This is a genomic window from Profundibacter sp., assembly GCF_965277155.1.
In the GTDB taxonomy this organism is placed as follows: domain Bacteria; phylum Pseudomonadota; class Alphaproteobacteria; order Rhodobacterales; family Rhodobacteraceae; genus Profundibacter.
Window position 1 is genome coordinate 92,321 of record NZ_CBDIBV010000001.1, and the last position, 13,137, is coordinate 105,457.

Annotated in this window: 15 protein-coding genes; 6 read left to right on the forward strand and 9 right to left on the reverse strand. The window is 56.4% G+C overall.

All coding sequences use genetic code 11. The features are described from left to right. Nucleotides 1–21: 21 nt before the first annotated feature. Nucleotides 22–174, reverse strand: coding sequence for a hypothetical protein (locus ACQY4M_RS00430; protein WP_428539401.1), 153 nt, complete (start codon nucleotides 172–174; stop codon nucleotides 22–24). Nucleotides 175–226: 52 nt separating this feature from the next. Between ACQY4M_RS00430 and ACQY4M_RS00435 the strand changes: the two genes are divergently transcribed. Both ACQY4M_RS00435 and ACQY4M_RS00440 read left to right on the forward strand, forming a co-directional pair. Then, nucleotides 227–856: a DUF2189 domain-containing protein gene (locus ACQY4M_RS00435; protein WP_428539404.1), complete on the forward strand. Its 630-nt coding sequence runs from the start codon at nucleotides 227–229 to the stop codon at nucleotides 854–856. A gap of 108 nt (nucleotides 857–964) precedes the next feature. After that, the gene (locus ACQY4M_RS00440) at nucleotides 965–1,621 is read left to right on the forward strand and encodes an IS1595 family transposase (RefSeq protein ID WP_428539609.1); all 657 of its coding nucleotides are present in this window, start codon (nucleotides 965–967) and stop codon (nucleotides 1,619–1,621) included. A gap of 25 nt (nucleotides 1,622–1,646) precedes the next feature. On the opposite strand, the gene ACQY4M_RS00445 is transcribed toward ACQY4M_RS00440, so the two are convergent. Both ACQY4M_RS00445 and ACQY4M_RS00450 read right to left on the reverse strand, forming a co-directional pair. Beyond that, the gene (locus tag ACQY4M_RS00445) at nucleotides 1,647–2,138 is read right to left on the reverse strand and encodes a bactofilin family protein (protein WP_428539407.1); all 492 of its coding nucleotides are present in this window, start codon (nucleotides 2,136–2,138) and stop codon (nucleotides 1,647–1,649) included. Then, nucleotides 2,128–3,450 carry a DUF5930 domain-containing protein gene (locus ACQY4M_RS00450; protein WP_428539410.1) on the reverse strand — a complete coding sequence of 441 codons (1,323 nt, stop codon included), beginning with the start codon at nucleotides 3,448–3,450 and terminating at the stop codon, nucleotides 2,128–2,130. Before ACQY4M_RS00450 ends, ACQY4M_RS00445 begins: the two co-directional genes overlap by 11 nt. A 249-nt stretch (nucleotides 3,451–3,699) precedes the next feature. Between ACQY4M_RS00450 and ACQY4M_RS00455 the strand changes: the two genes are divergently transcribed. Beyond that, nucleotides 3,700–4,407 carry an IS1595 family transposase gene (locus ACQY4M_RS00455; protein ID WP_428539612.1) on the forward strand — a complete coding sequence of 236 codons (708 nt, stop codon included), beginning with the start codon at nucleotides 3,700–3,702 and terminating at the stop codon, nucleotides 4,405–4,407. Nucleotides 4,408–4,419: 12 nt separating this feature from the next. Here ACQY4M_RS00455 and ACQY4M_RS00460 read toward each other — a convergent pair whose 3' ends face one another. Beyond that, nucleotides 4,420–5,646: an IS256 family transposase gene (locus ACQY4M_RS00460; protein ID WP_428539582.1), complete on the reverse strand. Its 1,227-nt coding sequence runs from the start codon at nucleotides 5,644–5,646 to the stop codon at nucleotides 4,420–4,422. A 192-nt stretch (nucleotides 5,647–5,838) separates the two neighbouring features. On the opposite strand from ACQY4M_RS00460, the gene ACQY4M_RS00465 reads away from it, so the two are divergent. Beyond that, nucleotides 5,839–6,792 (forward strand): hydrogen peroxide-inducible genes activator, encoded by a 954-nt coding sequence (locus ACQY4M_RS00465; protein WP_428539413.1) that lies wholly within the window; start codon nucleotides 5,839–5,841, stop codon nucleotides 6,790–6,792. Here the strand turns inward: ACQY4M_RS00465 and ACQY4M_RS00470 are convergent. The 3 genes from ACQY4M_RS00470 to ACQY4M_RS00480 all read right to left on the reverse strand — a co-directional run bounded on the left by ACQY4M_RS00470 (nucleotide 6,789) and on the right by ACQY4M_RS00480 (nucleotide 9,544). Then, on the reverse strand, nucleotides 6,789–7,337 hold the full coding sequence (locus ACQY4M_RS00470) for a peroxiredoxin (protein WP_428539416.1): 549 nt from the start codon (nucleotides 7,335–7,337) through the stop codon (nucleotides 6,789–6,791). The genes ACQY4M_RS00465 and ACQY4M_RS00470 overlap by 4 nt on opposite strands. A gap of 132 nt (nucleotides 7,338–7,469) precedes the next feature. Then, on the reverse strand, nucleotides 7,470–8,720 hold the full coding sequence (locus tag ACQY4M_RS00475; protein WP_428539230.1) for an IS256 family transposase: 1,251 nt from the start codon (nucleotides 8,718–8,720) through the stop codon (nucleotides 7,470–7,472). A 140-nt stretch (nucleotides 8,721–8,860) separates the two neighbouring features. After that, on the reverse strand, nucleotides 8,861–9,544 hold the full coding sequence (locus ACQY4M_RS00480; protein WP_428539419.1) for an aquaporin: 684 nt from the start codon (nucleotides 9,542–9,544) through the stop codon (nucleotides 8,861–8,863). Nucleotides 9,545–9,658: 114 nt separating this feature from the next. Between ACQY4M_RS00480 and lipA the strand changes: the two genes are divergently transcribed. Next, nucleotides 9,659–10,609 (forward strand): lipoyl synthase, encoded by a 951-nt coding sequence (gene lipA / locus ACQY4M_RS00485; protein WP_428539422.1) that lies wholly within the window; start codon nucleotides 9,659–9,661, stop codon nucleotides 10,607–10,609. A 4-nt stretch (nucleotides 10,610–10,613) separates the two neighbouring features. Here lipA and ACQY4M_RS00490 read toward each other — a convergent pair whose 3' ends face one another. Together ACQY4M_RS00490 and ACQY4M_RS00495 are read right to left on the reverse strand one after the other, a co-directional pair. Continuing rightward, complete coding sequence (locus ACQY4M_RS00490; protein ID WP_428539425.1) at nucleotides 10,614–11,501, reverse strand: c-type cytochrome; 888 nt, start codon at nucleotides 11,499–11,501, stop codon at nucleotides 10,614–10,616. A gap of 21 nt (nucleotides 11,502–11,522) precedes the next feature. Beyond that, complete coding sequence (locus ACQY4M_RS00495) at nucleotides 11,523–11,996, reverse strand: c-type cytochrome (RefSeq protein WP_428539428.1); 474 nt, start codon at nucleotides 11,994–11,996, stop codon at nucleotides 11,523–11,525. 65 nt (nucleotides 11,997–12,061) lie between these two features. Here ACQY4M_RS00495 and ACQY4M_RS00500 point away from each other — a divergent pair, with 65 nt between their 5' ends. Then, a complete protein-coding gene (locus ACQY4M_RS00500) occupies nucleotides 12,062–13,105 on the forward strand; it encodes an IS5 family transposase (protein ID WP_428539221.1) in 1,044 nt (347 codons plus the stop codon). The last annotated feature ends 32 nt before the right edge of the window (nucleotides 13,106–13,137 follow it).

The window sequence follows — 13,137 nt, forward strand, 5'->3', positions numbered from 1 at the left end:
ACGCTCAGATTTTCCTTGCCGTTACGTCCCTCCTGCCGCTAGCCTGAGTGCGCGAACAGGAGAGATAACAATGACAGCTGTAGAAGAGCTGGCACCTTCAAAGGTGCCTGAAATAAATACTGTAACCATATCCATGCTGAAATCCGCATTGAAATCGGGCTGGAGCGATTTCATGGCATACCCTTTGTTCGGGTTGTTTTTCGGAGGGGTATATGTCCTTGGGGGAATGTTGATCTGGTGGGTGACGCGGGCCACGGGGGAAACCTATTGGGTGGTGATCCTTGGTTTTGGTTTCCCGCTGATCGGGCCGTTTTTGGCGGTGGGGCTGTATGAAATCAGCCGCTGCCGCGAGCGGGGCGAGAAACCGACATGGGCCTGCCTTTTGGGTATGGCATACCGGCAAAAGAACCGCCAGTTTCCGTCAATCATCGTGGTGATCGTGCTGATATTCATGTTCTGGGCCTTTGCGGGGCACATGATATTTGCAGTGTTTCTGGGGCTTTCGGCGATGACAAATGTGATGTCGTCGCTGGATGTGTTCCTGACCGCGAATGGGATGACCATGTTGGCCGTAGGCACAGTGGCGGGTGCTGCCTTGGCCGGATTGATCTATGCGATCACCGTGATGGGGCTGCCATTGCTGCTGGATCGGGAACTGGATTTCGTCACAGCGATGATCGTCAGTTTCCAGACAGTGCTGCAAAACCTGCCGGTCATGTTGCTATGGGCCGGGTTTATTGTGCTGATGCTGATTATCGGGATGCTGCCCTATTTTCTGGGGCTGTTGGTGGTGTTGCCGGTTTTGGGGCATGCCTCGTGGCATTTGTACCGGCTGGCACTAAGTCCCGAAGAATAGAGAATAAGCACAAAAAACGGGCACCCGGTGATATGGTGCCCGTTTTAAAAATTCGGTTTGGTGTAGGGGCTGACCCAGATAACCTAAAAAGAGGTTATGATGGGAAGCATGAGAAAGAGTCGCCTGAGCCACTACAAGCAAGACCGTCTTACGGAGCATTTTGTTTCGGGATCGACAGCACGAACAGCAGCCAGTTTGTGTGGTGTAAACCGCAAGACCGCAGCGTTTTATTTTCTACGCCTGCGCGAGATAATCGCCTATGAGCTGGAGGCGGAAAGCCAAGCTATGTTCGGCGGAGAAATAGAAGTGGACGAAAGCTACTTTGGCGGCAAACGCAAAGGTAAACGCGGGCGTGGTGCGGCAGGTAAAATTCCCGTTTTTGGTATATTAAAAAGGGGTGGGAAGGTTTACACCAAGATCATCCCGGACGCCAAATCCGCCACTCTGATCCCGATCATAGAGCGCAAAGTCGTGCCGGATTCCATCGTCTATTCCGATTGTTGGCGCGGTTATAATGTGCTGGATGTGTCAGACTTCCACCACTTTCGCATCAACCATTCCAAGCTCTTTGCAGACCGTCACAACCACATCAATGGCATCGAGAATTTCTGGAACCAAGCCAAGCGCCACATGCGCCGATTTAACGGTGTCCCCAAGGCCCAATTTGGGCTATATTTGAAGGAATGCGAGTGGCGTTTCAACAACAGTGACCCTTCAGCTCAGTTATTGCAGCTAAGACAATGGGTTAAGCGTTACTTGAAGTAGTTATCTGGGTCAGCCCCGGTGTATTTTACGCCTTGGCGTCCGGTTTTGCAGCTGCCGGTTTGGTGGCAGGGCCGGTTTTGCTGATAGGATCATCCTGACGCTGAACCGAGCCTTCAAAATGCGCCCCGGATTCAATCGCGATGGTCTTGTGAATGATGTCACCCTCGACCCGTGCGCTGGATGTCAGACGCACCTTCAGCCCGCGCACACGGCCTACAACGCGACCATTAACAACCACATCGTCGGCCATCACTTCGCCCTTGATGGTGGCGCCTTCGCCAACCGTCAGCAGGTGGGCGCGGATATCGCCTTCGACCTGACCTTCGATCAGGATATCGCCGGTGGTTTTGATGTTGCCCTTGATGTGCAAGTCGGATGACAGAACAGACGCTGGCGGCTTTGGTTTTGCCGCTGAGGCCTGAAAATCGCCCGCAGGTTTAGCAGTATCCGGTGTGGCCGGTTTGTCGCTTGCGCCCGCCTTGGGGCCGGGTTCGTTGATTTTGCTCTTAGAAAACATCTTTCGCTGCCTTGATATAAGTCATTGGATTTACGGCCTTGCCGCCGACACGTACTTCGTAGTGAAGATGTGTGCCTGTTGAGTGCCCAGTATTACCCATAGCACCTACTTGATCCCCGCGCGAGACCCTTTGGCCCACCTTCACAAGAATTTTAGACATATGGGCATAACGGGTTTCGATACCGAACGCATGTTGAATCTTTACCAGTTTGCCATAACCGCTTCCCCAGCCAGCCGAAATTACAACACCATCGGCCGTGGCGTAGATTGGTGTTCCATAAGGTGCGGCAAAATCGGTGCCTTTGTGCATCCGCCCCCAGCGCATGCCAAACCCCGATGTAAACCGGAAGGCGGATTTAACGGGCAGGGCAAAGGGGGCTTTTTGTGCAGCGATGCGATACAGGTTTAGCCGGTCCAGCTGGTTCAGGATGCCATTGGCGCGCAATGTATCTGCATCGGGTTCCTGACCCATGGTGGAAAAGGACAGGGGCATCAGCGGGCCGCCCTGACCAGAATAGCCCCGGCGCACTTGTGCAATCAGGCTGTCGCTGGACAGGCCAGCAGCCGCGAACATTTTGTCCAGCGGCTTGACCGAAATTGTCATTGCGTCTTCAAGCTGGGTAAAGATGCGGTCATTGCGCTCTTTCATCAGCTCGGCCTGGAATTCCAGTTCCTGAGCGTGGTCAATAGCTTCCTGTGCATCGGCGGCGATCTGGTCACGCTCGGTGGCGGTGGTTTCCAGTGCAGATGTCATAAAGTCGAGCGTGCCAATGGCATCTTCGACCCGTCCGGCGGCCGTGGTGCCGTTTTCTTCGGCACCGTTTAGCGCAACTTCCAGATCCTGCGCCTTGGCGCGGGCTGCATCACGTTCCGAAATTGTGCGACGCAGGGTGGCCTGAATAACGTCAATGCCTTTTGACAGTTCGGCGCGGCTGTCTTCGGATTCAAGCAGTTTGGACTGCATTTCCGAGATTTGGGCTAGTGCAACGCTAAAGCGTTGATGCGCCATTTCGGCCTCTTGGGCGCGCAGGTCGCGTTCGTCAGACAGGGCGTTCAGGCGAGTTTCATAGGCGATCTGTTCCCGCTTGACCTGTTCGCGGACATTGCCGGACCCGATGCTGTCGATCAACAGGATCGCGGTGGCAAAGATGGCCCAGGCAAAAACGGCTATGCTGCCGACCCAGCCCAGCAATTGTGTGGTGGGTGTCAGGCGGAGGAATTTTGTTTCCGTTTCCGAACGCAGAAACACACGGCGATCGGGAAATTTGCGTGCCAGAATCGAGTTGAATTTAGTCGCTAGTCGAGATGTCAAAACTATTGCCCTATGTTTGTCTCACAGTGTGGTATTCGTCCCCATCACAAATCCCACCCGCTTTTGTTAACGAAGGGATAACTCCAGAGCAAGAAATTTGAACCGGGCACAGCGTCGCATTTCTATCTATATGATAAACAGGCGGTTTTTTGCCGATATATGCGGGGTAATCTGTTGAACAATGCCGATCCCAAGATAAAAGGAAAGGGGCTGACCCAGATAACCTAAAAAGAGGTTATGATGGGAAGCATGAGAAAGAGTCGCCTGAGCCACTACAAGCAAGACCGTCTTACGGAGCATTTTGTTTCGGGATCGACAGCACGAACAGCAGCCAGTTTGTGTGGTGTAAACCGCAAGACCGCAGCGTTTTATTTTCTACGCCTGCGCGAGATAATCGCCTATGAGCTGGAGGCGGAAAGCCAAGCTATGTTCGGCGGAGAAATAGAAGTGGACGAAAGCTACTTTGGCGGCAAACGCAAAGGTAAACGCGGGCGTGGTGCGGCAGGTAAAATTCCCGTTTTTGGTATATTAAAAAGGGGTGGGAAGGTTTACACCAAGATCATCCCGGACGCCAAATCCGCCACTCTGATCCCGATCATAGAGCGCAAAGTCGTGCCGGATTCCATCGTCTATTCCGATTGTTGGCGCGGTTATAATGTGCTGGATGTGTCAGACTTCCACCACTTTCGCATCAACCATTCCAAGCTCTTTGCAGACCGTCACAACCACATCAATGGCATCGAGAATTTCTGGAACCAAGCCAAGCGCCACATGCGCCGATTTAACGGTGTCCCCAAGGCCCAATTTGGGCTATATTTGAAGGAATGCGAGTGGCGTTTCAACAACAGTGACCCTTCAGCTCAGTTATTGCAGCTAAGACAATGGGTTAAGCGTTACTTGAAGGGTTGTGTCTCGAAAGTGGTGGAAATTGATTTCAGGCACCTCCGAGCGGGTTGAGTTATGCGCCGGTCAGGCGGCTTGGTCAAGGGTTGCGTCGGCGACGGGCTGAGCGAGCGTTTCCCAGCCATCGACCTTTCGCATGACGATCTGCCCCGAGGCCATCAGAGCCCAAAGCAGCATCGGCACGGTCTCGGCGCATGGCAGCACGGTCTGGGTCTTGATGCGGCGGCGGAATTCCTCGTTCAGGCGTTCGATCGCATTTGTCGTTCTGGCCGATTTCCACTGGCCTTGTGGCAGACGCGTGAAGGTGAAAAGCTTATCTCCTGCTTCTTCCAAGCTGTCAGCGACGGCCTTGCATTTCAGCCGCCATTTTCGCAGAAATGCCTTGCGGCGGGTGGCGATTTCCTCGGGTGTTTTGGCGTAGATCATGTCGCGGTAATCTTCTGTCAACTCATCATGCATACGCTTGGGTGCCTTGGCCAGAAGGTTGCGGTGCTTGTGCACCGTGCACCTCTGGATCGGCAGATCTTCACCCCAGAGGGCAATGAGAGCGACCTCAAGTCCCGGTGCCCCGTCCACGATGACAAATTCGGGCCGTTTCAACCCGCGCGCATCCAGATCGTTGATGAACTGACGCCAGGCGGAGGTGCTTTCGCCGCCCATGTTCATCAGTGATAACAAGACCTTCTGCCCATCCCGGCGCACGCCAATCGCGGCCAGAACCGAGATATTGGTGGCCTTCCTGTCAATCCGCGTTTTGATCACGGTGCCGTCCAGGATCAGCCGCACGATGTCTTCATCCGCAAGGCTGCGGGCGCACCACGCCTGCCAGTCCACCTTCACCTTGCGCCAGGCGCGGCTCACCACATCCTTGCTGACCGCCCCCTGAAACAGGCCGAACAGGGCGCGTTTTACCCGCCGTGTGTTGGTGCCCGAAAGGTAGACAGCAGCGATCAGCGCCTCGGCCTTCTTCGTCAGCCGCTGGTAGCGGGGCAATGCCTTCGAGCGCCATTCTCTGGCCTTGCCGGCCTCGCCTGTGATCCGCGCACGCGGCACGCGCACCGTTTCGGTTCCAAATGTTCCGACCAGTTGCCGCTCGCGATGCCCGTGGCGGTATCCGGCCTTTGCCCCGCCGCTGCGGCCATACCGGCAACGGCCCAGAAACTGCTCCAGCTCCTCTTCGAAAACCGCCTCGATCGTCGCGCGGATGTTCTGGCGCAGCCGGTCTTCAATCGGGTCATAGCCTGCTTCATTGGCCAGTAGCGCGGATGTCGATGTTGCTGTATTCTTTGTCATGGCGTGATCTCCTTGGCGGTTCCAGCCGCCGGTTGGGTGGCTTCGATGCACCCGGAGATTACGCCGTCCTCGAATTTCCACCAAACTCGCGACACTACCTAAATTTCCGAGGTTTTTCTTATACTGATATGCGGCCATTTTTCAGGGATAATTAGAAATTGTTATTCTAGCGCAAACTGATAGGAAGGCATTATGAATATAACCATGAAACAACTTGAATATTTCATTGCCTTGGCCGAGGCGCGAAATTTCGGGCGGGCGGCAGTGAAGGTTCACGTCACCCAGCCTGCGCTGTCTGTGCAGATACGCGAAATGGAAGACCGGCTGGGCGCAAAACTGGTTGAACGCCAACCCCGCGATATTGTGCTGACCCCCGCTGGTCATGATGTATTGCGCCATGCAAAACAGGTATTGTCAGAAATGCGGGATTTGCAATGTGTTACGCGATTGCGGGATGGATTGTCGGGGCGGGTGTCTTTGGGGGTGATTCCGACAGTCGCGCCTTACCTGTTACCCGTGGCCTTGCCAATGTTGCGGGGGCAGAATGTTAATCTTGATTTGCGGGTGCGTGAATCGCGCACGGAACGTCTGGTTGATGAATTGCAAAATGGAACACTGGATGCGGCTGTAGTCGCACTTCCATCCGATGTGCCTGGCTTGGTGGAATACCCTTTGTTTCAGGACAGGTTTCTTTTGGCCGGATCAATGGCGCAAATAGCCAAACTTGCTGCGGCCCCGGATGCACTGCGCCCAACCACGATTGATCCCGACCGGTTACTGCTGCTTGAAGAAGGGCATTGCCTGTCTGATCAGGCGCTCGAGGTGTGCGCAATGGAACGTAGCGCGACTCGGGTCGATTTATCGGCCTCGTCGCTGGCAACATTGTGCCGTTTGGTGGCCGAAGGGTTCGGGTTGACGTTTTTACCCGAGATCGCGCTGGCCAGCGAATGCAGGGCCGTGCCCGAAATGGCGACATTGCGCTTTGAAACCCCAGAGCCTTCGCGTGTGATTGGTCTGGTGCGTCGCAAAAGCAGTGCGGGGGATGGATGGTTTGAAAAACTGGCCGAAACTTTGGCCGACGCGGGCAGGGAATTACTGCCGGCAGGGGAATGCGGGGCAGGGATGCCGCCCCGCATCAAATCTTAGGCCGCTGCACTTGCCTTGGCATTTGTCAGATAGGCCATTACGGTTTCGGGCGAGGATTCACCATACGGGTCTTCACCATGGTTGTCTTCGCGACCGGGTACCTGGAACCATGCTTCGACCACACCATCCTTGACGATAGCTGCATAACGCCATGAACGCATGCCAAAGCCGATGTTGGATTTATCGACCAGCATACCCATCAGGCGGGTGAATTCACCGGCACCATCGGGGATGACCTTGACGTTTTCCAGATTCTGCGACTGCGCCCATTTGTTCATCACAAAGCTGTCGTTCACCGACAGGCAATAGATTTCGTCAATCCCCAGATCGCGAAATTCTGCGGCGGCTTTTTCATAGCCGGGCAGCTGGTAAGTGGAACATGTGGGGGTAAAGGCCCCAGGCAGTGAAAATAGCACCACGCGCTTGCCTTTAAAATAGTCATCGGTGGTTTTGTCTTCCCATTTGAACGGGTTGTCGCCACCGATAGATTCATCGCGCACGCGAGTGTGGAAGGTGACCCGAGGCAAAGTTACGCCAGCTTTCATAGTGTATTTCCTTTTGGGATTAATTTGGTTGGTTGTTTCTGTTTTGCTTCTTATTCTGATTCCAGAATGTGATCAAATAGAAAGCAGGGCAACCGGTAAAGGAGCTATGCCCAAAAGTTGGTGACGCAGTAATCAGGCGGCATGTTTTTCCTGCTTGATCCCGTCCTTAAATTCAACCCCTTCGATGATTTCCGGCAATCGGAATGCGCCGTCGAGTTTACGCCATTTCTTCTTTGCCGACATCATCAGGCGGAAGGTCATTGCCAAGGCGGTCTTGCGCCCGAGGCAGCCTTTGGTCTTCTTCGTTCGGTGCCGCACGGTGGCAAATATGCTTTCGATGGGGTTGGATGTGCGGATGTGTTTCCAGTGCTCGGCAGGGAAGTCGTAGAAGGTCAGCAGCACGTCCCGGTCCTTGGTCAGCTTCCCCACGGCACGCTCGTATTTCACGCCATAGGCTTCGATGAAGAAATTGAACGCGGCCTCGGCGTCCCGTTTGTTCTCGGCCATCCAGATGTCCTGTAGATGGCCCTTGGCTTTGGCTTGCAGCGACTTCGGCATGGCATTCAGGACGTTGCCGGTTTTATGCACCCAGCAGCGCTGCTCCCGGGTCTCACCGAACACCTCCCGCAAGGCGTTCCAGAAGCCGAGCGCGCCATCACCAACGGCCAGATCAGGGGCTTTTCTGAGGCCACGACGTTGCAAGTCCAGCAGCAGTTCACGCCAGCTCTGGCTGCTTTCTCGATACCCGTCCACGAGGCCCAGAACATCCTTGTTACCCCACTCGTCCGCGCCGATGATCACCAGCATGCATTGCTTGTCAGCATCCGTGCGCGGCTTGAAATAAACCCCGTCGGCCCAGAAATACACATAGCGTTTGGCCGACAGGTCACGCCGGTTCCAACGCTCGTATTCTGCCCACCACTCCGCCTTCAGGCGCGAAATCGTGCTCGATGTCAAACCACCCGCATCAGGCCCCAGAAGGGCCGCCAGTGCTTCGCCGAAATCACCCGTGGAAATACCTTTGAGATAGAGCCAGGGCAACAACTCCTCGACCGACTTTGCCCGGCGCAGATACGGCGGCAGAAGCGTCGAGGTGAACCTGATCTTCTCCGCCCCCGTGCCACGATCACGCACCCGAGGCACATTCACCGGGACAGGGCCGATCCCCGTCATCACCTCGCGCTCCGGCAGGTATCCGTGGCGAACAAGGCGCTGGCGACCGGCCGAATCCCTCAAATGCGCGTGTTGCGCCATCAGATCACAAACCTCGGCCTCGACCGCCTGTGCCAACAGATCCCGCGCGCCTTTGCGCAAGATATCCGTCAGCGGATCAGGTGAAATTCCGGCTGGATCGGTAAACTCCAAAATAGTATCGTCTTCCATGTGGCATATCCTTTTCTCTCTGAGAATCGCGGCGCGTCAACACCGCCATGATATGCCACCCAATCACCCCATCACCAACTTTCGGGCATTACTCCCGGTAAAGGCTGCCCTGCCTGTTCTTATTGCCCGTGAGTGTATTCTTATTCTTCGGCGCTGGTTAGGCCAGCCTTGAAAACAATTCCGGCAACCGCGCCACCGATCAACGGGGCAACGATAAACACCCAAAGGTCCGCCAGCGCCTTGGCCACGGCAAACAAAGCAGGCCCGATGGATCGGGCCGGATTGACCGAAACGCCGGTGACATTGATGCCAACCATATGGATGCCCGCCAGTGTCAGGCCGATGGCCAGACCGGCCATCATCGACGGGGCGCCTTTCTGGGTTGCGCCCAGAATGACGGTGACAAAGACGAAGGTTGCAACCACCTCGAATATCAGCGCAGCTGTCAGGTTGTATTCCCCCAGATAACCCGCGCCAAACCCGTTCTGGCCCAACCCGTTTTCGGCCAGTGAATAATCTGCCTTGCCCGAGGCGATCATCAACACCACCAACGCGGCAATGATGGCGCCGGCGATTTGGGCGATAGCGTACGAGATAAATTCGCCGGTGCCCATCCGGCCTGCGGTGACCATGCCCAGTGATACGGCAGGGTTAAGATGCGCGCCGGAAATCGCGCCGATCGAATAGGCCGCAGCAACGATGGAAATACCAAATGCCAGCGAAATGCCCAGCATGCCGATCTGGTCCCCCATCAAAACGGCCGATCCGACCCCGAAAAACACCAATATGAATGTGCCAAATGCTTCTGCAATCATCTTCTTCATGTGTAATACTCCCTCGTTCACGCGTTACTCAAATACATGGCAGCTTTGCGAAAACCGCTCTGGTATCCCGTGGTATAATGCGTATATTCGCGGCAAATATCAGGGGAATATCTGATGCGAGACCTCAAAATACCCGAACAGCGCCATCCGGAAAAAGTACACCGTGCCGATAATGCGCAGCCCAAAAAACCAAGCTGGATCAGGGTACGTGCCCCCGGCGGCGCGGGTTATGCCGACACCCACAAGATCATGCGCGAAAACGGGCTGGTAACGGTTTGCGAGGAAGCAGGCTGTCCCAATGTGGGCGAATGCTGGAATCAGGGCCACGCCACGATGATGATCATGGGCGAGGTTTGCACGCGGGCCTGTAGTTTCTGCAACATCGCCACCGGCAAACCACCCGAGGACCTGGATGCGTTCGAGCCGGGCCGCGTGGCCGATGCGGTGAAAAAGCTGGGGCTGAAACACGTTGTGATCACCTCGGTTGATCGCGATGACATCAAAGATGGCGGGGCCGAGCATTTCGCCCAAACCATCCGCGCCATTCGCCACCAGTCCCCGACAACCACGATTGAAATTCTGACGCCGGATTTCCTGAAATGCGATCCGTCCGTGCTGGAAGTGGTGGTTGCCGCCAAACCCGATGTGTTCAATCACAATCTGGAAACCGTGCCTGGCCTATACCCCGAAGTGCGGGCAGGGGCGCGGTATTTCCATTCCCTGCGCCTGTTGCAGCGGGTCAAGGAACTGGACCCGACCATGTTCACCAAATCCGGCATCATGGTCGGTCTGGGCGAAGACGAAATGGGTGTGCGTCAGGTGATGGACGACATGCGCGCGGCGGGTGTGGATTTCCTGACCATTGGCCAGTATTTGCAACCCACCCCGAAACACCACGCGGTGGCGCGGTTTGTCACGCCAGAGGAATTCAAATCCTACGAAACTGCCGCCTATGGCAAGGGGTTCCTGATGGTTTCGGCCACGCCGCTGACACGCTCCAGCTATCATGCGGGTGATGATTTTGCCCGTCTGCGCGCGGCACGGCTGGAAAAGCTGTCATCCTGACGGGCTACTCGACTGCCGGAATGGCCTTTAGATAGGCCGCAATTGCCATCAGGTCGCTTTCAGGCAGTTGTGACAGGTTTTCGATCACCTCGGCCATTTCCCCACCCGCCGAGTCAAACTCGGGTGTCAAACCCGTTGTGAAATAGGCAACAATATCGGTCACATCCCAATTCAGCTTTGCCGGCGTGATATTTGGAATTGTCCCGCGCCCCGACGGGTTGGGCGCCCCCGCCAGCCAGCGGTCCCGTTTTAGCCCGCCCAACAGATTGCGCGGCGTATGGCATTCGGCGCAATGGCCCAGCCCCTCTACCAGATACTGTCCACGACGCACCTCGGGGGTTGTCGGGGCATTCAACACGGGGTCACCCGACAGAAACAGCGCCTTCCAGACCCCCAGTGTGGCGCGGATGTTGAAAGGGAATTTGACGTCATGGGGGCGATTTTGCTGTTGCACGGCTGGCAGCTGCATCAAATAGCCGTATAGGGAAACGATGTCTTTCAGGCTGGCCTTGTTGAAGGAACCATAGGGAAAAACAGGGTAGTAGTGTGTATTGTCGGGGGAGGTCCCGAACCGCATCGCATTGACCAGATCAATCATACCCCAGTTGCCGATACCGGTTTTTGTATCCGGCGATATATTCGGGGCATAAAACGTGCCAAAATCACTGGGAAAGGCACGTCCGCCGCCCAGTTTCAGGCGCTCGACCCCTTCTGCTTTGGGGGCCGAGTGGCACGAGGCACAGCCGCCTTCGGCAAACACCTGTTCACCAAATGTAATGTCGGGGGTAATGCCTGCCAGTTTGGCCGGATCAATCGTTTCAGGGGTGGTCAGATATGCGGTAACAGTGCCAGCAAACGCCAGCACTGCCAGAAACACAAACAAGCGCTTCATTTTATGTCCATTCCGGTTGGATTATTCTGACTGGCGATACACTTTGTGACACCCGCCACAAGCCCCGCCAACGGCTTTGATCTGACCTTTCAGGGCATCCAGACCATTACCGGCAACCATATCCATCTGGGCTGTGGCAACCTTGAGCGCCTTTGCCTTTGAGGCGAAATCAGGGAAATTCTGCCAGATTGCAGGCAGCGCGTTTGTGTTTTGGTTGGCAACCGAATCCGAGCCTTCGGGCCAATAATTACCGCCGTGCAGATTGGCCAGCGCGTTCAGATTGCTGGCAGCATTGGCGGCGGCCTCGGCGTTATATTCGATTTTGCCTTTGGCCATGCCGGCCAGCACACCGATGTTGAAAGCATTCAGTTGCATGTGGGATTGGCGGGCTTTGATCGCGCCATCATAGGGGCCGGGTGTGATCTGGCTTGCTGCAAAAACGGTAGAGGCCGCGACCGTCAGGGCAATTGCATAGGCTGGTAAAGACCTCTGCATAACATCGGGATTCCCCCGGGTTGGCCGTTTTGGTAAGCTAGCCGGGAAATCTCTGGGGTGAATAGATGGACCTTTTCCTGCACGAAGCGGCGGCACGGATCGGCGCGGATGACGTTCTGTCGAAGATCGACGCGCTGATGGATTGGAACTCGTTTTTGCCGATCCTGCGGCGCGGTCTGGGGCGCTCGGGGATCGGGCCTCAGGGCTATGATCCGCTGGTTCTGTTCAAGTGTCTTCTGGTTGGCCAGTGGCACGGGCTGAGCGACCCGAAGCTGGAGCGGGCCTTGAAGGTGCGGCTGGATTTCATGCTGTTCTGCGGGCTCGATCTGCACGCGTCGGTGCCGGATGAGACGACCCACTGCCGGTTCCGCAATGCGCTGGTCCGGGGTGGCGTTTACGATGAGCTGCTGGCCGAGGTCTGCCGCCAGATCGAGGCGCATGGGCTGAAGCTGAAAGAGGCTGAGGCGGCGATCATTGATGCGACCCTGATCGCGGCGGCGGCGCGCCCGCGCACCCATATCGACGCCCCGCAGGACCGGGCAGAGGACGGGGCAAGGGAAGGGACGCCGGATGATCCGCCCGAGGTCTCACCCGACGGGGCACAGCTGCATTTCAGCGCCGACCCTGATGCCCGCTGGGTCAAGAAGGGCCGCAAGAGCACGCTCGGCTACAAGGGCTTTGCCCGCTGCGACGAAGAGGGCTTTATCGACAAGGTGCACACCACGCCCGCCAATGCCGCCGAAAGCCCCGAATTCGCCACCATGATCGCGGGCGCAAAGGCGCAGCGGGTGCTGGCCGACAAGGCCTATGCGAGCAAGGCCAACCGCCAGATGCTGCGCGGCAAATACCGCGACGGCATCCTGCGCAAGGCAGCGCGCGGCCGCCCCCTGCGGCAATCGGAGAAACGCTTCAACCGGCTGATTTCGAAACGCCGCTTCCGCATCGAGCAGACTTTCGGCACGATGAAACGCCTCTTCGGCCTGCAGCGGGCGAGATATTTCGGGCGCGCCAGGGTGCATGCCCAGATGGTCATGGCCGCCATCGCGCAAAACCTGCTCAAGGCCGCAAACAGGATCACCCTCAACCCGCAAACCCCCGCAATCGCATAGCCCCAAACCCCGCCACCCGTCTGTCCGCCGGA